Source organism: Rhodococcus sp. DMF-1 (assembly GCF_021441945.1).
In the GTDB taxonomy this organism is placed as follows: Bacteria; Actinomycetota; Actinomycetes; order Mycobacteriales; family Mycobacteriaceae; genus Rhodococcus; species Rhodococcus ruber.
In genome coordinates this window covers 2,844,746-2,867,254 of record NZ_CP090442.1, presented here as the reverse complement: position 1 = coordinate 2,867,254, position 22,509 = coordinate 2,844,746, and the positions used below count along the sequence as shown (strand labels likewise).

Annotated in this window: 16 protein-coding genes; 14 read left to right on the top strand and 2 right to left on the bottom strand. The window is 68.3% G+C overall.

What is annotated here, in order from left to right:
- Positions 1 to 240 precede the first annotated feature (240 nt).
- From LZP97_RS12920 to LZP97_RS12855, 14 genes are all read left to right on the top strand, one after another.
- Positions 241 to 1,341, top strand: coding sequence for an ABC transporter ATP-binding protein (locus tag LZP97_RS12920; RefSeq protein WP_026137592.1), 1,101 nt, complete (start codon positions 241 to 243; stop codon positions 1,339 to 1,341).
- A gap of 8 nt (positions 1,342 to 1,349) precedes the next feature.
- Positions 1,350 to 2,150 carry an MlaE family ABC transporter permease gene (locus LZP97_RS12915; protein ID WP_010592018.1) on the top strand — a complete coding sequence of 267 codons (801 nt, stop codon included), beginning with the start codon at positions 1,350 to 1,352 and terminating at the stop codon, positions 2,148 to 2,150.
- Between the two features lie 4 nt (positions 2,151 to 2,154).
- Positions 2,155 to 3,015, top strand: coding sequence for an MlaE family ABC transporter permease (locus LZP97_RS12910; protein WP_026137591.1), 861 nt, complete (start codon positions 2,155 to 2,157; stop codon positions 3,013 to 3,015).
- Positions 3,012 to 4,379, top strand: a complete 1,368-nt coding sequence (locus LZP97_RS12905; protein ID WP_010592016.1) for an MCE family protein — start codon at positions 3,012 to 3,014, stop codon at positions 4,377 to 4,379. Before LZP97_RS12910 ends, LZP97_RS12905 begins: the two co-directional genes overlap by 4 nt.
- On the top strand, positions 4,376 to 5,455 hold the full coding sequence (locus tag LZP97_RS12900; RefSeq protein WP_040271964.1) for an MCE family protein: 1,080 nt from the start codon (positions 4,376 to 4,378) through the stop codon (positions 5,453 to 5,455). Before LZP97_RS12905 ends, LZP97_RS12900 begins: the two co-directional genes overlap by 4 nt.
- Positions 5,452 to 6,447 (top strand): MCE family protein, encoded by a 996-nt coding sequence (locus LZP97_RS12895; protein ID WP_010592014.1) that lies wholly within the window; start codon positions 5,452 to 5,454, stop codon positions 6,445 to 6,447. The genes LZP97_RS12900 and LZP97_RS12895 overlap by 4 nt, the downstream gene beginning before the upstream one ends.
- On the top strand, positions 6,447 to 7,694 hold the full coding sequence (locus tag LZP97_RS12890) for an MCE family protein (protein ID WP_017680018.1): 1,248 nt from the start codon (positions 6,447 to 6,449) through the stop codon (positions 7,692 to 7,694). Before LZP97_RS12895 ends, LZP97_RS12890 begins: the two co-directional genes overlap by 1 nt.
- Positions 7,691 to 8,965, top strand: coding sequence for an MCE family protein (locus LZP97_RS12885; RefSeq protein ID WP_026137590.1), 1,275 nt, complete (start codon positions 7,691 to 7,693; stop codon positions 8,963 to 8,965). The genes LZP97_RS12890 and LZP97_RS12885 overlap by 4 nt, the downstream gene beginning before the upstream one ends.
- Positions 8,965 to 10,212, top strand: a complete 1,248-nt coding sequence (locus LZP97_RS12880) for an MCE family protein (protein WP_040271967.1) — start codon at positions 8,965 to 8,967, stop codon at positions 10,210 to 10,212. Before LZP97_RS12885 ends, LZP97_RS12880 begins: the two co-directional genes overlap by 1 nt.
- A gap of 95 nt (positions 10,213 to 10,307) precedes the next feature.
- On the top strand, positions 10,308 to 10,904 hold the full coding sequence (locus LZP97_RS12875) for a type II restriction endonuclease (protein ID WP_040271969.1): 597 nt from the start codon (positions 10,308 to 10,310) through the stop codon (positions 10,902 to 10,904).
- Positions 10,905 to 10,925: 21 nt separating this feature from the next.
- Positions 10,926 to 11,786: a hypothetical protein gene (locus LZP97_RS12870; RefSeq protein WP_017680017.1), complete on the top strand. Its 861-nt coding sequence runs from the start codon at positions 10,926 to 10,928 to the stop codon at positions 11,784 to 11,786.
- Positions 11,787 to 12,126: 340 nt separating this feature from the next.
- The gene (gene rpoB, locus LZP97_RS12865; RefSeq protein WP_010592008.1) at positions 12,127 to 15,633 is read left to right on the top strand and encodes a DNA-directed RNA polymerase subunit beta; all 3,507 of its coding nucleotides are present in this window, start codon (positions 12,127 to 12,129) and stop codon (positions 15,631 to 15,633) included.
- Positions 15,634 to 15,744: 111 nt separating this feature from the next.
- Positions 15,745 to 19,716, top strand: coding sequence for a DNA-directed RNA polymerase subunit beta' (locus LZP97_RS12860; protein ID WP_010592007.1), 3,972 nt, complete (start codon positions 15,745 to 15,747; stop codon positions 19,714 to 19,716).
- A gap of 197 nt (positions 19,717 to 19,913) precedes the next feature.
- Positions 19,914 to 20,903 (top strand): iron-siderophore ABC transporter substrate-binding protein, encoded by a 990-nt coding sequence (locus tag LZP97_RS12855; protein ID WP_040272234.1) that lies wholly within the window; start codon positions 19,914 to 19,916, stop codon positions 20,901 to 20,903.
- Positions 20,904 to 21,033: 130 nt separating this feature from the next.
- Here the strand turns inward: LZP97_RS12855 and LZP97_RS12850 are convergent, their stop codons facing one another.
- The gene (locus LZP97_RS12850; protein ID WP_010592005.1) at positions 21,034 to 21,525 is read right to left on the bottom strand and encodes a SixA phosphatase family protein; all 492 of its coding nucleotides are present in this window, start codon (positions 21,523 to 21,525) and stop codon (positions 21,034 to 21,036) included.
- 23 nt (positions 21,526 to 21,548) lie between these two features.
- Entirely contained in the window at positions 21,549 to 22,376 is an 828-nt protein-coding gene (locus LZP97_RS12845; RefSeq protein ID WP_010592004.1) for an acyl-[acyl-carrier-protein] thioesterase, read from the bottom strand.
- Positions 22,377 to 22,509 lie beyond the last annotated feature (133 nt).

Below are 22,509 nucleotides of genomic sequence, written 5' to 3'. Positions count from 1 at the left end.
GCGGCCTTTTCGCGCATTCGTGACCGGTTCGGCGGGCACGCGGAATGCATCCGCGATAGGTTGACGTCAATGCCGCACGGGGACGGCAAAGACGCAGGTCATCACCCTGATCGACGGGTGTTATGCCCGAGTTGACCTGTGTTCTTACTCGCTAGTAGGATCCCGTGTCACAGGTAACACTTCGATGCGCTACAGTGACGCAATCCACAGTGGGGAACAGCATCGAGCCGTGCGGAGGTAATGGTGGGAGTCGAAGTAGCTGTCGAGGGCTTGACGAAGTCCTTCGGGTCTCAGCGGATCTGGCAGGATGTGACGTTGACCCTCCCGGCGGGCGAGGTGAGTGCCCTGCTGGGCCCGTCCGGCACGGGCAAGTCGGTGTTCCTCAAGTCGCTGATCGGTCTGCTGCGGCCGGAGCAGGGCTCGATCGTCATCGACGGCACCGACATCCTGCAGTGCTCGAGCAAGGAGCTCTACGAGATCCGCAAGCTGTTCGGGGTGCTGTTCCAGGACGGCGCGCTGTTCGGGTCGATGAACCTCTACGACAACGTGGCGTTCCCGCTGCGCGAGCACACCAAGAAGTCCGAGTCCGACATCCGCAAGATCGTGATGGACAAGCTCGAGCTCGTCGGTCTGCTCGGCGCCGAGGACAAGCTGCCCGGCGAAATCTCCGGCGGCATGCGCAAGCGCGCCGGGCTGGCGCGGGCACTGGTGCTCGACCCGCAGATCATCCTGGTCGACGAGCCGGACTCGGGACTCGACCCCGTGCGGACCACCTACATCTCCCAGACACTGATCGACATCAACGCCGAGATCGACGCGACGATCCTGATCGTCTCGCACAACATCAACCTGGCGCGCACGGTGCCGGACAACATCGGCATGCTGTTCCGGCGCGAACTGGTGATGTTCGGTCCGCGTGAGGTGCTGCTCACCAGCGACGAGCCGGTGGTCAAGCAGTTCCTCAACGGCACCATGATCGGGCCGATCGGGATGTCGGAGGAGAAGGACGAGGCCACGATGGCGCAGGAACAGGCGCTCGTCGAGGCCGGGCATCACGCCGGTGGCGTGGACGACATCGAGGGCATCGTCCCGCAGATGAAAGCCACCCCGGGGATGCCCGAGCGGCAGGCGGTGCGCCGCCGGCAGGACCGGGTGCGGCACATCCTCCACACCCTGCCCGAGCCCGCCCAGCACGCCATCCTCGAATCCTTCGAGGAGAGCAACGGATCGCACGCGGCACCGGCGTATCAGGACCATTCCTACCGCGACGACGACACGCAGGTCATTCCGGCGTACCCCGGTGACGGGTACGACGAGTCCGCCCGCCACCACACCAGCTAGGAGAACACATGGGGGTCGGTTCGGGCACCAGCTCGTTCGTGCGTCCGATACACGGTGCACTCACCCAGGCCGGAAACATCGTCGAGTTGTTCGTCGACGTCGTGCGCAACCTGTTCCGCCGGCCGTTCCAGTTCCGCGAGTTCATCGAGCAGGCGTGGTTCATCGCGAGCGTGACGATCCTGCCCACCGCCCTCGTGGCGATTCCGTTCGGTGCCGTCGTCTCGCTGCAGACCGGGTCGCTGATCAAGCAGCTCGGCGCGGAGTCGTTCACCGGCGCCGCCAGCGTACTGGCGGTGATCCAGCAGGGCAGTCCCATCGTGACCGCGCTGCTGATCGCCGGCGCGGCCGGTTCCGCGGTCACCGCCGACCTCGGGTCACGCACGATCCGCGAGGAGATCGACGCGATGGAGGTGCTCGGTATCAACCCGGTGCAACGCCTCGTGGTCCCGCGCGTGCTCGCGATGGTGCTCGTCGCGCTGCTGCTCAACGGGCTGGTGTCCGTGGTCGGCATCGCCGGCGGCTACTTCTTCAACGTCATCCTGCAGGGCGGAACTCCGGGCGCCTACCTGGCATCCTTCTCGGCCCTGGCCCAGCTACCCGACCTCTACGTGGCCGAGATCAAGGCAGCGATCTTCGGTGTCATCGCCGGCGTCGTCGCGGCCTACAAGGGCCTGCACCCCGGCGCCGGACCGAAGGGTGTCGGTGAGGCCGTCAACCAGACCGTCGTCATCACCTTCCTCCTGTTGTTCTTCGCGAACCTGATCCTGACGATGGTGTACCTGCAGATCGTTCCGGCGAAGGGATCCTGACTCGATGACAATCGCAAAGGGCCGCGGAGATGTCATCTGGCTCCGCGGGCGCAGAATCGTGCGCGCTCCTCTCGACATGCTGGATCGGGCAGGCGACCAGATGTCGTTCTACGCGCGGGCCATCGCCTGGACCCCACGCACCCTCGTCCACTACCGCAAGGAGGTGCTGCGGCTGCTCGCCGAGGTCACCTTCGGCAGCGGCGCGCTCGCCGTCATCGGCGGAACCATCGGCGTGATCGCGATGATGTCGGGATTCACCGGCGTCGTCGTGGGTCTGCAGGGCTATGCCGCCCTCGAGCAACTCGGCTCCTCGGTGCTCACCGGCTTCCTGTCGGCATACGTCAACACGCGCGAACTCGCGCCGATCGTCGCGGCGCTGGCGCTGTCGGCGACGGTGGGCTGTGGTTTCACCGCCCAGCTCGGTGCGATGCGGATCAGCGAGGAGATCGATGCGCTCGAGGTGATGGCGGTGCCGTCGGTGCCGTTTCTCGTCACCGCCCGGATGATCGCCGGTTTCGTCGCCGTCATCCCGCTCTACATCATCGGCCTGCTCGCCGCGTACCTCGCGACACGCGTGATCAGCACGATGTTCAACGGGCAGTCGTCGGGTTCGTACGACCACTACTTCAACCTGTTCCTGCCACCGGAGGACGTGCTGTACTCGTTCGCGAAGGTGCTCGTCTTCGCGTTCTTCCTGATCCTCATCCACTGCTACTACGGCTTCAACGCCAGCGGTGGTCCGGCCGGCGTCGGCGTGGCTGTCGGCCGTGCCGTCCGCACCGCGATCGTTACGATCGCCGTGCTCGACTTCTTCCTCAGCCTCGCCATCTGGGGCACCTCCACGACCGTGAGGGTGGCCGGATGAACCCGACTCCCTCGACCCTCAAGCGGAGGGTCCTCGGCCTCATGTTCTTCGTCGTGCTGGGGTTGTTCCTGTTCGTCACGATCGCTATGTACAACAAGACCTTCAAGAAGGTCGTCGAGGTGGACCTCGTGACCGACGAGATCGGCAACGCGCTGCCGATGAACGCGGACGTCAAGGTGCGGGGGCTGATCGTCGGCGAGGTGCGCGGCACGACGGCCGAGGGCGGGACGGTGACCGCGCATCTCGCGCTCGAACCGGACAAGGCCGCCCTGATCCCCGCGAACGCGACCGCTCAGCTGCTGCCGAAGACGTTGTTCGGCGAACGGTACGTCTCGCTGATCCTGCCGGACCAGCCGGCGCGCCCGGTCCAGGCAGGGGACACCCTGGTGCAGGACACGAGCGCCGAGACCGTCGAACTCGGCGAGGTGCTCGACGGCCTGCTGCCCCTCCTGGAGGCCATCCCGCCGCAGGACCTCGCGAACACCCTGGGCGCCCTGGCCCAGGGCCTGAGCGGACGCGGCGAGACCCTCGGGCAGACCGTGGACCGGCTCGAACAGGTGTTCCGCGAGGTCAACGTGGAACTCCCGGCCGTGCAGGAGGATCTGCGCGGACTCGCGGACTTCTCCCAGACCTACTCCGACGCCGCGCCCGATCTGATCAGTGCCCTCGACAACCTGCGCACCACCGGCAACACGGTGGTCGAGCAGGAGAACCAGCTCGAGACGTTGCTCGTCACGGCGACGGGAGCGTCGTCGGCGACCGCCGGGCTGCTCGAACAGAACGCCGCCTCGATCATCAGCATCGCCGCCGACTCCAAGCAGGCTCTGCAGCTGCTGGCGCGGTACTCGCCGTCGTACCCGTGCATGCTGAAGGGCTTCGCCGACGCGGCGCCCGCCGCCGCCGGCGTGCTCGCGGCCGACGACCCGTTCCCCGGCGTCCGGGCGAGCATCCAGTTCGTCAATCCGAAGGGCCGGTACCTGCCGAACCAGGACGAGCCGCGCCTGCTCGACACTCGTGGCCCCACCTGCTACGACAACGTCACGGCCCCGGGACGGTTCTTCCCGCAGTACCCCGGCGGCTCGATCAACGACGGTTCCTACCAGGTGCCGTCCCGGAATCCGGGGCCGGAGTCCATGTCGTATTTCCCGGCGCCCGAGGGGTCCGGGGTGCCGAACGACGTCGGCGAGCTGATCGGGACGACCCCGGCGACGGCGCAGGTCGCGTACTCCGGGTCCCGGGCCGAGCAGGACGCCCTCGACGTCGTGTACGGGGAGGCGACGGGCATCGCGCCCGAGGACGTGCCGACCTGGACGACGCGCCTGGGTGCGCCCGCACTGCGTGGAACGGAGGTGAGCTTCCGATGAGAGGCCTGGCAGCACCACTGATCAAGCTGATCGTCTTCGCCGTGGTCACGATCTTCGCCACCGGGATGCTCGCGGCGACCATCGCGAGCCTCGGCGGCGGGGGCGGGACGAAGTTCCACGCCATCTTCTCGGATGTGACCTCGCTCAACGAGGGTGACGACATCCGCATCGCCGGCGTCCGCGTCGGCCAGGTCGAGGAGATCGAGATCGTGGACCGCAGCGAGGCGCGCGTGACGTTCTCGGTGTCCGATCGGGACTGGCTGCCCGCCGCGACCACGGCGACGATCCGCTACCGCACGCTCGTCGGCCAGCGGTACATCGCTCTCGACCAGGGTGAGGGCATGCAGGGGATGAAGCTGACCGACGGCGACACCATCCCGCTGGAACGCACCAAACCGGCCGTGAACCTGACCACCCTGTTCAACGGTTTCCGCCCCCTGTTCCAGACCCTCAGCGCCGAGGACGTCAACACGCTGTCCTCGCAGATCGTCCAGGTGTTCCAGGGCGAATCCGGGACCATCGACGACCTGGTGCGCACGACGGCGAGCCTGACCAACACGATCGCCGACAAGGACCGGGTGATCGGCGCGGTCATCGACAACCTGAACTCGGTGCTCACCAACATCAACGAGCGGGACGCGCAGCTCGACTCGCTGCTCGTCAACACCCAGGCGCTGGTGAGCGGACTGGCCGCCGACCGCGACACGGTGGGTGCGGCAGTACAGTCGCTGGCCGGGCTGACGGACGCGACGGCCGATCTGCTCGAGCCGACCCGGCCGGCGATCGCCGGTTCGATCACGGCGGTCGAGCAGCTCGGGGCGAACCTGAACAACAACCGCGACGCGGTCGACGAGATCCTTGCGACCCTTCCGGTCAAGCTCGAGAAGCTGGGCCGGGTCGCGAGCTACGGGTCGTGGTTCCAGTTCTACCTGTGCGGCATCGACGTGATCGCCGGTCCGGGTTCGGTTCCGTACCTGAATCTGCCGACGGGTCTTCCCACGGTGAACCAGCCGATCTACACCAATGCTGCGAAGCGCTGTACGCAGGACGGGATGCAGGAGTTGCAGGGACGATGAGCAGACGTCGCAGTCCGGCCGTGTCCGGCGCCCTCGGGATTCTCGTGGTCCTGCTGGCCACCCTGTCGGCCTTCTTCCTGGATTCGCTGCCGATCATCGGGGCCGGCGCCACCTACCGCGCGGAGTTCACCGAGGCGGCCGGCCTCAAACCCACCAACGAGGTGCGCATCGCCGGCGTCAAGGTCGGCCAGGTCACCGACATCGAGCTCGACGGTGACCGGGTGCTCGTGTCGTTCAAGGTCAAGGACGCCTGGCTCGGCGACGACACCTCCGCCTCGATCCAGATCAAGACCATCCTGGGCCAGAAGTACCTCGCCCTGGAGCCGCGGGGCACGGAGGTGCTCGATCCGGACGATCGGATTCCGTTGTCGCGCACCGTCGCCCCGTACGACGTGATCGAGGCGTTCTCGTCGGCGGCCACCACTCTGGGCGAGATCGACTCCGAGCAGCTGGCCACGAGCTTCGACACCCTCTCGGAGGCGTTCTCCGAGACACCGGACGACATCCGGGCCTCGCTGGACGGCGTGACCAGGCTGTCGCAGACGGTGGCGAGCCGGGACCAGGAACTGAAGCGGCTGCTCGAGGCGACCGGCCGGACGTCGCAGATCCTCGCGGACCGGAACGCGGAGTTCAACCGGCTGATCAGCGACGGAGCGCTGCTGATCGCCGAACTCAACAACCGCCAGCAGGCCATCTCACAGCTGCTGACGGGGACGCAGCGGCTGTCGGCGGAGTTGACCGGCCTGGTCCGTGACAACGAGGCGACGATCGGTCCGGCGCTCGACCAGCTGCGGGGTGTCGTCCAGATCCTGCAGGACCGCAACGACGATCTGGACCGGGCGATGAAGCTGTACGAGCCGTTCGTCCGGCTGTACTCGAACGTCGTCGGCAACGGCCGCTGGTTCGACCAGGTCGTCGTCAACCTCATTCCGCCCGGATTGCCCGAGATCCCCGGATACCGCGATCCGGTTCGCACGTTGGGAGAGAACTGATGTCGCATGCCGAGTCCGGTGGCGGCTCACGGCGCGGCCCGATCGTGCTGATCGCCGCGATCGTCGCGGCCGTGGTGCTGATCGCGGGCGTGCTGTGGTGGGTCTTCAACCGCATGGGCACCACCGAGATCACCGCGTACTTCGACAAGGCCGTCGGCGTGTACGAGGGGTCCGACGTCCGGGTCCTCGGCGTCGAGGTCGGTAAGGTCACCGCGGTCGTCCCGGAAGGGGACCAGGTGCGGGTGGACATGCGTGTCGACCGCGGCGTCGACATCCCCGCCGACGCCAAAGCCGTGCAGATCACCCCGTCGGTCGTCGCGGACCGCTACGTGCAGCTCGCTCCCGCGTACACCGGTGGCGAGACGATGGCCGACGGCGCCGTCATCCCGCGGGAACGGACCGCCACCCCGGTCGAGGTGGACGAGCTGTACGCCAGCGTCGACGAGCTGTCGCGGGCTCTCGGCCCGGAGGGCGCGAACAAGGACGGGGCACTGACCCGATTCGTGGAGACCGGCGCCGAGAACCTCGAGGGCAACGGTGCTGCGCTCGGCCAGACCATCGAGCAGCTCTCCGCCGCGTCGCGCACGCTCAACGAGTCGCGGGGTGACCTGTTCGGCACCATCGAGAACCTGCAGATCTTCGTATCCGCGCTGGCGGCGAACGATCAGCAGGTGCGCGAGTTCAACACCCAGCTGTCGGACCTGTCGGGCTACCTGGCCGGTGAACGGGAGAACCTCGGGCTCGCGCTGAATCAGCTGTCGGAGTCGCTCGGGGTGGTCGCGCAGTTCGTGAACGACAATCAGGCGGCGCTGAAGGACAACGTGGACGCCCTGGTCCCCGTGACGAACAACCTTGCTGCCAACCGGGATTCACTGGTGAATTCGCTGACCCTGCTGCCCCTGGCCGTGAGCAACCTGGTCAACTCCTACGACGCGGAATCCGGGTCGCTCGCCTCCCGTCTGGTGGTGACCGACCTGCAGGACCCGGCCGGCGTGATGTGCAAGCTCATCGATCTCGGTCGGCTCGTGCCGGGCGACCCGAGGTTCGAGCAGCTGGGCCGACAGATGCAGCCGCTGATCGATCAGTGCTCCGGCCTCGCCGAACAGATCACCAACGACATCCGGACCCCGGATCTGATCCTGCCGTTCGGTGTCCTCAGCGGCGAGAACATCCAGCGTCAGGTGGTGCCCGGCACCGTGCCCGGTGTCGAATCCCAGCGCCTGAACCTCGAGGAGGGCGGACAGTGAGACGCTCGGTGATTCTCGGTGCCGGAGCCTGCGCGACGGCCCTCGCGGTGTCCGCGTGCGGTGGCGCCGAGAGCCTGCCCCTGCCCGGTGGCGCGGACGTCGGTTCGGACCCGATCCACGTGACCGTGCAGTTCGACGACGTGCTCGACCTCGTGCCGCAGTCGACCGTCAAGGTGGACGGCGTGCCCGTCGGCCGGGTGGAGACGGTGTCCGTGGGACCCGACGGGTGGACCGCGGACGTCGGGATCGTGGTGGACTCGGCGGTGGAGTTGCCGGCCAACGCGTATGCCGCGGTGGAACAGACCAGCCTGCTGGGTGAGAAGTTCGTCCAGCTCACTCCGCCGCCGAGCGACCCGTCGAGTGAACTGCTCGCCGACGGCGACGTCATTCCGCTGGACCGGACCCGGCACGCCACGGAGCTCGAACCCGTACTCGGTGCGCTCTCGCTGCTGCTCAACGGTGGCGGCGTCGGCCAGTTGCAGCCCGTGGTCGAGGAGCTGTCCACCGCGTTCGAGGGACGCGAAGGCACCACGAAGAGCCTTCTGCAACAGGCGGATCGGCTCATCGACGGTCTCGATCGGCAACGTGACGACATCACCCGCGCCCTCGACGGCCTCGACGTGCTCACCGTCCGGGTCGCGGAGCAGAACGACCGGGTCGCGGCGATCCTCGACGACCTGCCGGTGGCCACGGCGGTGCTCGAGCAGCAGCGTCCCCAGCTGACCGAGCTGCTCGTCCAGCTCGACCGGCTGGGAACCGTGGGCACCGACGTGCTCGACCAGTCCAAGGAGAACCTGATCGCCGACCTGCTGGCCCTGCGCCCCACGCTGCAGCAGCTCGCCGCGTCCGGGGACGACCTGGTGAAGGCGCTGCCGTTCATCCCGACGGTGCCCTTCCCGGACGGGGTCGAGAGGATCGCCCTCGGTGGCTCGGTCAACCTGTTCCTCGCTGTGGACATGCAGATCGGGGACGCGCTGGCCTCGCTCGGCGTCGGACAGGGTGAACCGGTCTACCGGCAGCCCAAGTTCGGTGAGCCCAAGCCCGTCGTGGATCCGTCGAATCCGTACTACAACGGCAACGGGCCGAGACGGGGCTGGCCCACGGTCTCGCTGCTGCCGGAGCTCCCGGAGCCGAGGCTGCCGGCGGGACTCGAACTGCCGCCGGGGGTGACGCTGCCCGGCCTGCCCGCCGCGGCGCCGGACTCCGGTGCAGCGCCGGCCAATCCGCTGGAAGGCCTGCTCAACCAGCTCGGAGTCGGGGGAGGGCGATGATGAAATCGCGATTGCTGCGGGTACAGATCGTCGCGTTCGTGGTGATCGCGCTGCTCGGCGTGGTCTTCGTCGGCGCGCGGTACGTGCGCCTCGACAACCTGCTCGGGTTCGGGCAGTACACCGTCCACGCCCGGTTCGCCGATTCGGGGGGCATCTTCACCAACGCCGAGGTCACCTACCGGGGCGTGCCGGTCGGGCGGGTCGGGGAACTCGGTCTGACCGAGGACGGCATCGACGTCACCCTCCTCCTCGACAACGGCGGGCCGCAGATCCCCGCGTCCACCCGTGCCGTGGTGGCGAACCGCTCGGCGATCGGCGAGCAGTACGTCGACCTGCTGCCGGACACCGACGAGGGTCCCTACCTCGAGGAAGGCTCGGTGATCGGGGAGGACGCCACCGACGTGCCGGTGCCGGTGCAGGACCTCCTGGTGAGCACGAACGCGCTCGTCCGGTCGGTGCCGGTGGACTCGCTGCGCACGGTGGTGACCGAACTGGGGGCCGCGTTCGACGGCCGCGGCGGCCAGCTGCAGACCCTCGTGGACTCTCTGGCCCAGCTCAGCGACGCCGGAGTGCAGTACCTGCCCCAGACGGTGTCGCTGATCCGCGACAGCCAGACCGTGCTCGACACCCAGTCGGTGCAGGCGTCGGCGATCCGGCAGTTCAGTGCGGATCTGGACCTGGTGACCGCGCAGCTGCGCGACAGCGACCCGGACGTCCGTCGCCTCCTCGAGACCGGGACGGCGGCGAGCGAGGAACTCACGCAGCTGGTCGCGGACTCGGGCCCCGGCCTGACGGCGAACCTGACGAACCTGGCGCTGCTCGGCGACAAGCTCGGCCCGCAGGCGGTGGCCTTGCAGCCGCTGCTCGCGTTCCTGCCGGCCGTCGCGGCCAGCGCCGGGACCGTGGCGCCCGGCGACGGTGCGGTCCGGCTGGGCATCCTGTTCGAGACGAACAACCCGCCGTCGTGCACCATCGGGTACGAGGGCACCCAGGCGATCCTCGACGAGATGCAGCGCCGGGATCCCAACTTCGACGACACCCAGCAGGACTTCCCGTTCAACACGGAGGCATCCTGCGAGGTCCCGCAGGGCAGCGTCACCGGCGTGCGGAGCGCGAACCGGATCGTGTTCGCCGACCCGGCCACGATCCAGCCGTGGGACTTCACGCCGAAGAAGGACCCGGACAAGCTCAATTTGAATCCGATCGCGACGCAGCTCGCGCCGCTGCTCGGAGTCACCCCGAAGTAGGTAAGTAGGTTGGTGCAGTGAGTTCAGAAACGACGTCCCGTCCCCCGCAGACGGCGGGGGCGGGCGGCGACACGATACGCAGGATCGTTCTGGCAGTGGTGAGCGTGCTGGCGGTGGTCGCCCTCGTCGCGGCCGCCTGGTTCGGCTTCGGGTGGGGGCGGGCCCTGCTCGTGGACCGTCCGGCGGCCGAGGCGCGGGACGCGGCCCTGTCCGGGGCGATGCAGGCCGCGATCAACCTCAACAGTGTCGACGCCGCCGACGTCGACACGTCGATCGAGAACATGCGGTCGTCGATCACCGGCGAGGCCCTGAACAACGATCTGGCCGCGACGGAGCAGCAGATCCGGGAGCAGGTGGCCCAGACGGGCACGGGCATGTCGGCAGACGTGCTGTTCGGTTCGCTGACCGCGCTGGACACGGACGCCGACACGGCGCAGGCCCTGATCGTCCTGGCGGTGAAGACCACCTGGCCCGACAACTTCGTCGAGAACAAGGTCACCGTGAACGTGGCGATGCGCAAGGACGGCGACGTGTGGAAGGCGGAGACGATCCAGCCGCTGGACTCGGTGCAGCTCGGTGCCGGGCCGGCGGAGGGCGCGCAGCAACCCGCGCCGCCCGAACCCGCCCCCGTGCCCCCGGCCGAACCCGCCCCCGTGCCCCCGGCCGAACCCGGTCCCGCCGCAGGCGAGTGAGCCGATGAAGGAGAGTGTGTAGTGCCCCCGCAGCGTCGCAAGCCCAATCCGGCCGGCCCCCCGAGGGGGCGACGGCCCAAGATCGCGGGGACGGGCCGGACCGGCGGTGCCGTCCGCCCCGAGGCCACCGGGCCCACCCCGAGCGGACCCACCCCGCCGGAGTCCCCCTCGCCCGAGTCCACCCCGCTCGAGCCGACCCCGCCCGAGTCCCCCCCGGCTCCGACGGCGGGAGCGGGAACGGCGGCCGCCGAAGCGACCGGGTCCTCGGCGGCCCCGGCGGGGCCGGGCTCCGGATCCGACCGGACGAGCGCCCCGGAGCCGCATGAACCGGCGCCCGTCGACGACGGTGGGGACGCGGAGGAGCCGGCAGCGCAGGCCGCCGGCACCGCCTCGCGCGGCAGCTGGCGTGCGGTGGCGATCGTCGGCGGGGCCGCGCTCGCGCTCGGTGCGTTCGCCGCGGTCGCGGCCGCCCGTCCCGGCGCGACGGTGAGCAACGAGGCGTGGGTCGACAGCACCGCGACGTCCGAGGTCACCGCCGCTGCCGGCAATGCGATCGAGACGATGCACGGCTACAACTACGAGACGATCGACGAGGACTTCGCCGAGATCCGCGAGGTCCTCACCCCGCCGATGCGGGAGGAGTTCGATCTGACCGCGGAGGTCACCAAGCAGGCGGCGGTGCAGACGCACACCGCGACGGAGGTGCGCATCGACCACATCGGTGCGTCGATGCTCGACGACGACCGGGCCGAGGTCGCGGCGTTCATCAGTGTCAGCGCGACCGGCGACGCGGTCGCCCAGGGCAGTGCGTCGGCGCCGCTTCTGGTGCGGATGGAGAAGATCGACGGCAAGTGGCTGGTCTCGGAGATCCGGGACAGCTGACGAGCGCGCCGACCGGGAATCGGCCCGGTTGCTCTTGACGCGGGCGGCGTGAGCGGTCACTCTATCGGTACGCACGCACGAACATGCGTCCTGGGCGCCCGGGGTCGGGCGCTTCTTTTCGTGCCGTCGCTCGACATCTGCGACTTTTGGGTGTAAGTTCGGACTTTGCGCTGGCTGCCTCCTGTCCATCTCTCGACCGCATCGCGGGGAGCGTTGCCCTCCGGGGCCCGTTCCGCCGACTTCGCGGTGGGGTTGTCGTTCGGGTCGCAACCAGCGATAACGCCCCACATGAAGAAGCAGGTACAGCGGCGGTCGCACCGGTTGGAGCGGCCCGCGTGAGGTGCTGGAAGGACGCATCTTGGCAGTCTCTAGCCAGACCAAGGCAGTTGCCGGAATCCCCGGAGCCCCGAAGAGGGTCTCGTTCGCAAAGATTCGCGAACCTCTCGAAGTCCCCGGGCTCCTCGATCTACAGACAGATTCCTTCGAATGGCTGATCGGCTCCGAGCGCTGGCGCGCGCTCGCTGCCGAACGCGGTGACGGTCCCGTCGTCGGCGGCCTCGAGGAGATCCTGGCGGAGCTCTCTCCGATCGAGGACTTCTCCGGGTCGATGTCCCTGTCCTTCTCCGACCCGCGCTTCGACGAGGTCAAGGCCTCCGTCGAGGAGTGCAAGGACAAGGACATGACGTACGCGGCGCCGCTGTTCGTCACTGCCGAGTTCATCAACAACAACACCGGCGAGATCAAGAGCCAGACGGTCTTCATGGGTGACTTCCCGATGATGACCGACAAGGGCACCTTCATCATCAACGGCACCGAGCGCGTCGTCGTCTCGCAGCTGGTGCGTTCCCCGGGCGTGTACTTCGACCGCGCGGTCGACAAGAGCACCGAGAAGGACCTGCACAGCGTCAAGGTGATCCCGGGCCGCGGCGCGTGGCTCGAGTTCGACGTCGACAAGCGCGACACCGTCGGCGTGCGGATCGACCGCAAGCGCCGCCAGCCGGTCACCGTGCTGCTCAAGGCGCTCGGCTGGACCAACGAGCAGATCGTCGAGCGCTTCGGCTTCTCCGAGATCATGATGTCCACTCTCGAGAAGGACAACACGGCCGGCACCGACGAGGCCCTGCTCGACATCTACCGCAAGCTGCGCCCGGGCGAGCCGCCCACCAAGGAGAGCGCGCAGACCCTGCTGGAGAACCTCTTCTTCAAGGACAAGCGCTACGACCTGGCGCGCGTGGGACGTTACAAGATCAACAAGAAGCTGGGCCTGAACGCCGGCCAGCCGATCGAGGCGTCGACCCTCACCGAGGAAGACATCGTCGCCACCATCGAGTACCTGGTGCGCCTGCACGCGGGGGAGACCACCATGACGGCGCCGGGCGGCGTCGAGGTTCCCGTCGAGGTCGACGACATCGACCACTTCGGCAACCGTCGCCTGCGCACCGTCGGCGAGCTCATCCAGAACCAGATCCGCGTCGGCCTGTCCCGCATGGAGCGCGTCGTCCGTGAGCGGATGACCACTCAGGACGTCGAGGCCATCACGCCGCAGACGCTGATCAACATCCGTCCCGTCGTGGCCGCGATCAAGGAGTTCTTCGGAACCTCCCAGCTGTCGCAGTTCATGGACCAGAACAACCCGCTGTCGGGCCTGACCCACAAGCGCCGCCTCTCGGCGCTCGGCCCGGGTGGTCTGTCCCGTGAGCGCGCCGGCCTCGAGGTCCGCGACGTCCACCACTCGCACTACGGCCGCATGTGCCCGATCGAGACCCCGGAAGGCCCGAACATCGGCCTGATCGGCTCCCTGTCGGTGTACGCGCGGGTCAACCCGTTCGGTTTCATCGAGACCCCGTACCGCAAGGTCGAGAACGGCATCGTCACCGACCAGGTCGACTACCTCACCGCCGACGAGGAGGACCGCCACGTCGTGGCGCAGGCCAACTCGCCGGTCGACGCCGACGGCCGCTTCAGCGAGGAGCGCGTCCTCGTCCGCAAGAAGGGCGGCGAGGTCGAATTCGTCGCGGCGACCGAGGTCGACTACATGGACGTCTCGCCGCGGCAGATGGTGTCCGTGGCCACGGCCATGATTCCGTTCCTCGAGCACGACGACGCCAACCGTGCCCTCATGGGTGCGAACATGCAGCGTCAGGCCGTGCCGCTGGTGCGCAACGAGGCCCCGGTCGTCGGTACCGGCATGGAGCTGCGTGCCGCCGTCGATGCGGGCGACGTCGTCGTCACCGAGAAGTCCGGCGTGATCGAGGAGGTCTCGGCCGACTTCATCACCGTGATGGCGGACGACGGCACCCGCCGCACCTACCGTCTGCGCAAGTTCGACCGTTCGAACCAGGGCACCTGCTCGAACCAGCGGCCGATCGTGGACGAGGGGCAGCGCGTCGAGTCCGGTCAGGTCCTCGCCGACGGCCCCTGCACCGAGAACGGTGAGATGGCGCTCGGCAAGAACCTCCTCGTGGCGATCATGCCGTGGGAAGGCCACAACTACGAGGACGCGATCATCCTGTCGCAGCGCCTCGTCGAGGAGGACGTGCTCACCTCGATCCACATCGAGGAGCACGAGATCGACGCCCGCGACACCAAGCTCGGTGCCGAGGAGATCACCCGCGACATCCCGAACGTCTCGGACGAGGTCCTCGCGGACCTGGACGAGCGCGGCATCGTGCGCATCGGCGCCGAGGTGCGCGACGGCGACATCCTCGTCGGCAAGGTCACCCCGAAGGGCGAGACCGAGCTGACCCCGGAGGAGCGGCTGCTGCGCGCGATCTTCGGTGAGAAGGCCCGCGAGGTGCGTGACACGTCGCTGAAGGTGCCCCACGGCGAGACCGGCAAGGTCATCGGCGTCCGCGTGTTCTCGCGCGAGGACGACGACGATCTGCCCCCGGGTGTCAACGAGCTCGTCCGCGTGTACGTCGCGCAGAAGCGCAAGATCCAGGACGGCGACAAGCTCGCCGGCCGGCACGGCAACAAGGGCGTCATCGGCAAGATCCTCCCGCAGGAGGACATGCCGTTCCTGCCCGACGGCACCCCGGTGGACATCATCCTCAACACGCACGGTGTCCCGCGTCGTATGAACATCGGCCAGATCCTCGAGACGCATCTCGGCTGGATCGGCAAGGCCGGCTGGAACGTCCAGGTCGCCGGCGACGGTGAGCGTCCCGAGTGGGCGAAGAACCTGTCCGACGACATGCTCGCCGCCGATCCGGACACCAACATCGCCACCCCGGTGTTCGACGGTGCCCGCGAGGACGAGCTGACGGGTCTGCTCGGCTCGACGCTGCCGAACCGCGACGGCGAGGTCATGGTCGGCGCGGACGGCAAGGCGACGCTGTTCGACGGCCGTTCCGGCGAGCCGTTCCCGTACCCGGTGTCGGTCGGCTACATGTACATCATCAAGCTGCACCACCTGGTCGACGACAAGATCCACGCCCGTTCGACCGGCCCGTACTCGATGATCACCCAGCAGCCGCTCGGTGGTAAGGCGCAGTTCGGTGGCCAGCGGTTCGGTGAGATGGAGTGCTGGGCCATGCAGGCCTACGGTGCCGCGTACACGCTGCAGGAGCTGCTCACCATCAAGTCGGACGACGTGGTGGGCCGCGTGAAGGTCTACGAGGCCATCGTCAAGGGCGAGAACATCCCGGAGCCGGGTATCCCCGAGTCCTTCAAGGTGCTCCTCAAGGAACTCCAGTCGCTGTGCCTGAACGTGGAGGTGCTCTCCAGCGACGGCGCGGCCATCGCGATGGCCGACGGCGACGACGAGGACCTCGAGCGGGCGGCGGCCAACCTGGGCATCAACCTTTCCCGCAACGAGTCGGCCACGGTCGACGACCTCGCGAACTAGGAGCCGACCCGATGAGATGCACTCCCGCACGGCGGACTGCATCTCGTCGGGCCCCGGCAGCAACAGCGACAACTAGCAGCAACAAAACCCGTGAAGGGGAAAGGAAGTTACGTGCTCGACGTCAACTTCTTCGATGAACTCCGCATCGGCTTGGCCACTGCGGAGGACATCCGCAACTGGTCGTACGGTGAGGTCAAGAAGCCGGAGACCATCAACTACCGCACGCTCAAGCCCGAGAAGGACGGCCTCTTCTGCGAGAAGATCTTCGGCCCCACCCGGGACTGGGAGTGCTACTGCGGCAAGTACAAGCGTGTCCGCTTCAAGGGCATCATCTGTGAGCGCTGCGGCGTCGAGGTGACTCGCGCCAAGGTGCGCCGCGAGCGCATGGGCCACATCGAGCTCGCCGCGCCGGTCACGCACATCTGGTACTTCAAGGGTGTGCCGAGCCGCCTCGGTTACCTGCTCGACCTGGCGCCGAAGGATCTCGAGAAGATCATCTACTTCGCCGCGTACGTCATCACGGCCGTGGACGACGAACTGCGCCACAACGAGCTCTCGACCCTCGAAGCCGAGATGGAGGTCGAGAAGAAGTCCGTCGCCGACCAGCGCGACGCCGACCTCGAGGCACGCGCGCAGAAGCTGGAAGCCGACCTGGCCGAGCTCGAGGCCGAGGGTGCCAAGTCCGACGTCCGCCGCAAGGTCAAGGACGGCGGCGAGCGCGAGATGCGTCAGCTGCGTGACCGTGCCCAGCGCGAGCTGGACCGGCTCGAGGAGATCTGGAACACCTTCACCAAGCTCAAGCCGAAGGACCTGATCGTCGACGAGCTGCTCTACCGGGAGCTGCAGGACCGCTACGGCGAGTACTTCACGGGTGCGATGGGCGCCGAGTCGATCCAGAAGCTCATCGAGAACTTCGACATCGACGCCGAGGCCGAGTCGCTGCGCGAGACGATCCGCAGCGGCAAGGGCCAGAAGAAGCTGCGCGCCCTCAAGCGCCTGAAGGTCGTCGCGGCCTTCCAGCAGTCCGGCAACTCGCCCATGGGCATGGTCCTCGACGCGGTGCCGGTGATCCCGCCGGAGCTGCGCCCGATGGTGCAGCTCGACGGTGGCCGCTTCGCGACCTCCGATCTCAACGACCTGTACCGCCGCGTCATCAACCGCAACAACCGCCTCAAGCGACTGATCGACCTCGGTGCCCCCGAGATCATCGTCAACAACGAGAAGCGGATGCTGCAGGAGTCGGTGGACGCGCTGTTCGACAACGGCCGTCGCGGCCGGCCGGTCACCGGCCCGGGCAACCGTCCGCTCAAGTCGCTGTCCGACCTGCTCAAGGGCAAGCAGGGCCGGTTCCGTCAGAACCTGCTCGGCAAGCGTGTCGACTACTCGGGCCGTTCGGTCATCGTCGTCGGCCCGCAGCTCAAGCTGCACCAGTGCGGTCTGCCGAAGCTGATGGCCCTCGAGCTGTTCAAGCCGTTCGTGATGAAGCGTCTGGTCGATCTGAACCACGCGCAGAACATCAAGTCCGCCAAGCGGATGGTCGAGCGGCAGCGTCCGCAGGTGTGGGACGTGCTCGAAGAGGTCATCAACGAGCACCCCGTGCTGCTCAACCGTGCTCCCACGCTGCACCGTCTCGGCATCCAGGCGTTCGAGCCGCAGCTCGTCGAGGGCAAGGCCATCCAGCTGCACCCGCTGGTGTGTGAGGCGTTCAACGCCGACTTCGACGGCGACCAGATGGCCGTGCACCTGCCGCTGTCCGCGGAGGCGCAGGCCGAGGCCCGCGTGCTGATGCTGTCGTCGAACAACATCCTGTCGCCGGCATCGGGTCGTCCGCTCGCCATGCCGCGTCTGGACATGGTGACGGGTCTGTTCCACCTGACCCGCCTGGTCGAGGACGCGCCCGGCGCGTACCGGCCGGCCACCGACGGTGAGCCGGAGCAGGGCGTGTACTCGTCTCCCGCCGAGGCGATCATGGCCGTGGACCGCGGTGTGCTGTCGGTGCAGGCCCCCATCAAGGTGCGCCTGGAGCGGCAGCGGCCGCCGAAGGACCTCGAGACGGAGCTGTTCCCCGACGGCTGGAACTACGGCGACGGCTGGACCGTGCAGACCACGCTCGGTCGCGTGCTGTTCAACGAGCTGCTGCCGGTGAACTACGGCTTCGTCAACGACGTCATGCCGAAGAAGCGCCAGGCCGCGATCATCAACGATCTCGCCGAGCGCTACCCGATGATCGTCGTCGCGCAGACCGTCGACAAGCTCAAGGACGCCGGCTTCTACTGGGCCACCCGTTCGGGTGTGACCGTGTCGATGGCCGACGTGCTGGTGCCGCCGGAGAAGAAGGAGATCCTCGAACGCTACGAGGCGTCGGCGGATCAGCTCGAGCGCAAGTTCGCTCGTGGTGCCCTCTCGAAGGAGGAGCGGCGCGACTCGCTCGTCAAGCTGTGGCAGGAGGCGACCGAAGAGGTCGGTCAGGCCATGGAGGCGCACTACCCGGACGACAACCCGATCCCGACGATCGTGAAGTCCGGCGCCGCGGGCAACATGACCCAGATCCGCTCGCTCGCGGGCATGAAGGGTCTGGTGACGAACCCGAAGGGCGAGTTCATCCCGCGTCCGATCAAGTCCTCGTTCCGCGAGGGCCTGACCGTGCTCGAGTACTTCATCAACACCCACGGTGCGCGTAAGGGTCTGGCCGACACCGCGCTGCGTACCGCCGACTCGGGTTACCTGACCCGTCGTCTGGTGGACGTGTCGCAGGACGTCATCGTCCGCGAGACCGACTGCGGCACGCCGCGCGGCATCGAGATGATCATCGCCGAGCCCGAGCGGGACGGGACGGGCGCCGAGACCGGTCGTCTGGTGCGCGACGCCCACATCGAGACCAGCACGTACGCCCGTACGCTGGCCACCGATGCGGTCGACGCGGACGGCAACGTCGTCGTCACCCGGGGCAGCGACCTCGGCGACCCGGCGATCGAGGCCCTGCTGGCCGCCGGCATCCGGAAGGTCAAGGTCCGCTCCGTGCTGACCTGCGACACCGGTACCGGCGTGTGCGCCACCTGCTACGGCCGCTCGATGGCGACCGGCAAACTCGTCGACATCGGCGAGGCCGTCGGTATCGTCGCAGCCCAGTCCATCGGTGAGCCCGGCACGCAGCTGACGATGCGTACGTTCCACCAGGGTGGCGTCGGTGAGGACATCACCGGCGGTCTGCCCCGAGTGCAGGAGCTGTTCGAGGCCCGCGTTCCGAAGGGCAAGGCGCCCATCGCCGACGTCTCCGGCCGCGTGCGACTCGAGGACGACGACCGCTTCTACAAGATCACCATCGTCCCGGACGACGGTGGCGAGGAGGTCGTGTACGACAAGCTGTCGAAGCGTCAGCGTCTGCACGTCATCCGTAAGGCGGACGGCACCGAAGGTGTCCTCGCGGACGGCGACCACGTGGAGGTCGGTCAGCAGCTGCTCGAGGGTGCGGCCGATCCGCACGAGGTGCTGCGGGTCATGGGACCGCGCCAGGTGCAGGTCCACCTCGTCAACGAGGTCCAGGAGGTGTACCGCAGCCAGGGTGTGTCGATCCACGACAAGCACATCGAGGTCATCGTGCGCCAGATGCTGCGCCGCGTGACGATCATCGACTCGGGGTCGACGGAGTTCCTCCCCGGATCGCTGGTCGAGCGCAGCGAGTTCGAGGCCTCGAACCGGCGCGTCGTCGCCGAGGGCGGGGAGCCGGCTGCCGGCCGTCCCGTGCTCATGGGCATCACGAAGGCGTCGCTGGCCACCGATTCGTGGCTGTCGGCGGCGTCGTTCCAGGAGACCACTCGCGTGCTGACCGACGCGGCGATCAACTGCCGCTCGGACAAGCTGATCGGTCTGAAGGAGAACGTGATCATCGGCAAGCTGATCCCGGCCGGCACCGGCATCAACCGGTACCGGAACATCCAGGTGCAGCCGACCGAGGAGGCCCGCGCGGCCGCGTACGCGATCCCGTCGTACGAGGATCAGTACTACTCGCCGGAGGGCTTCGGCCAGAACACCGGCGCTGCGGTTCCGCTCGACGACTACGGTTACTCCAGCGACTACCGGTAGAGCCGTCACCGCAGCCGGTTCGCCGGCCGCGGTCAGGCACCTGCCGTAGCCACGAAGGTCCCGCCCTCTTCTCTTCGGGGGCGGGGCCTTCTGGGTTCCGGGGGTACCCGCGCGGCGACCCAGTCGATCCGCTAGTTTGGGTAGGCACTCCTAATTAATCGAAGGGAACGCCAGTGCCGTCGACCCGAATCCCGAGATTGCTTGCCGCAGCCGGTCTCGCCCTCGCATTCGTCCTGACCGCGTGCTCGTCGGGCGGCGACGACCCCTCCGAGGCATCCGGCTCGGGCGCGGGCGCGTTCCCCGTGACGATCGAGCACGCCCTCGGCAGCACCACGATCGAGACCGAACCCGAACGGGTGGTCACGTGGGGCTTCGGGAGCACCGACGCCGCGCTCGCGCTCGGGGTCGTCCCCGTCGCCATGCCGGCACAGCCGTACGGCGGTGACGAGCAGGGTGTCCTGCCGTGGATCGGAGACGAGCTCACCGAACTCGGTGCCGAGACACCGACGATCCTGCAGAACGACGGCACGGACGTGCCGGTCGAGCAGATCGCGGCGGCCCGCCCGGACGTCATCCTCGCCAACTACTCCGGGCTCACCCAGGATCAGTACGACACCCTCAGCCGGATCGCTCCCACCGTCGCGTACCCCGGTGAGCCGTGGGCCACCCCGTGGCGTGACGTCGTCTCCACGGTCGGGCAGGCGCTGGGCCGGTCCGCCGACGCCGAGCGCCTGATCGCCGACACCGAGGCGATCATCGCCGACAAGGCCGCCGCGTACCCGCAGTTGCAGGGCCGCACCGTCGCCGCGGTATGGGACACGGGTGACACGTTCTACGTCTACAAGCCCGCCGATTCGCGGGTGGAGTTCCTCACCGACCTCGGTCTCGTCAGCGCCCCGAGCGTCACCGAACTGAGCACGGACGAGTCCAGCTTCTACTTCACGATGAGCTTCGAGGAGGTCGGCAAGCTCACCAGCGACATCCTCCTCTCCTACGCCGACGACGCCGCAGCGCAGGAACGCACCCTCGCCCAGCCGTGGGCGCAGACCATGCAGCAGGTCACCGAAGGCAGGGTGGCGACGGTGAACGGCACCGAGCTGATCGCCGCGGTGTCGCCCCCCACGGTCCTGTCCCTGACCTGGGGGATAGATGCCTACCTGGAGGCGCTCGCCGCCGCGGTGAAGTAGGGGCTCGCCGCGGTGCAGTAGGGGCGGCTCGCCGCGGTGCAGTAGGGGCGGCTCGCCGCGGTGCAGTAGGGGCGGCTCGCCGCGGTGCAGTAGGGGCGGCTCGCCGCCGTGCAGTAGCGGCCGTTCCCGGTCAGCGCGGGATGTGGAAGTCGACCAGGGCGGCCTCACCGGCACCGAGGTCGTGCCACGTCCCGCGCACCTCGAGCACCGCCACGGCGGAAGTCGGGAACTTCTCGACGATCTGACGGGCGGCGTCGGAGTCGTGGTCGGCCGAGAGCAACAGCGTCGTCGCCGACAGGACGGGCTCGTGTCCCACGACGAGCAGCGTGGACACGTCGTCCGGGACCCGGCGGATCGCGGCGACCACCCGCTCCGGTGTGGTCTCGTAGAGGTCGTCGAGGAAGTCGGTGGACGCCTCGACGGCGGCCTCTGCGAGCGTCTTGCGGGCCCGCGTCGCGGTCGAACACAGCACCGCGTCGACGGGGGGCTGGTGGGCCCGCAGCCAGCGCCCGGCGAGACCGGCCTCGCGCCGCCCGCGGGGGGCGAGCGGGCGCTCGTGATCGGCGACGTCGTCCGGGTACGCGGACTTCCCGTGCCGCAACAGGATCAGGGTGCGGGTCATGGGTTCACCCTAGGCGGTGACGTTCACCGGCGGCCGACGCGTGCCACCGCCCGCACCTCGTCGTCGACCGTGAACCACAGGGTCAGCGAGTCGGCGTCGTGCCGGGCGCGCAGGACGAGCGTGTCGCCGGCGACAACCGGTCGAAGATGCTCGATCGCCGCACGATACGGGGCCGTCTGCAACTCCGGCCGTCCGGCGAGGTGCTCCTCGATGCCGTGCCAGTAGGCGGCGTTGTTGACGTGGTCGAACGGGTCGATGTCGGTGGCCCGCAGCGGGAAGTGCGTGCCGGCGTCGGCGTCTGCGGACGGCGTGGGCGGCAACCATGCCCGCCACCGCAGACGGGTGTCCGCGGCGTGACGAGCCATGTGTTCCCAGAGCCGGTCGCTGATCCGAGCCGGCATGCCGTTGGTGGGCCCGATGTTGATCCAGAACGCCGACGTGTCCATCGCGGCGCCGCCGGTGCCCTCGAACCGCACACGGACGTTGGCCCATCGCGTGGACAGGGCGTCACACCATCGGCGCAGTTCGAGCTGTTCCCGGAAGCGGGCCGGCCGGTGCACGTCGACGACGGTGCGGCGCACGATCCACAGCGGATCGGTGTCGGTGGCGTCGACGGCGTCGAGGTTGTCGGTGCCGATGTCCTGCAGGTAACGGGCCACGCCGTCGAGCCGGAGCCGTTCCCGGCTGTCGACGTCGCCGGTGCGCACCGTGCGCGTGGACCGGAACGCGTCGTCGGGCGGGGGAGCGGTGGCGAGGGGCTGCGCCCAGGCGTCCTCGGGTACGTGCTTTCCCGGTGCCGCTGCCGCGGCGGTATCCGTAGGTGCCGCTCCCGCGGCGGTATCCGAACCCATGCGTCCCCCTGGTCTTCGTCGGGCCCCGCCGATTCTGACAGTTGCGGGGCAGGCCCGCAGCGAATCTTGCGAGCGGCGGACCCCGAGGCTACAGTCGATATAACTGTTACCGGATGTCACATGAAATCCGGTC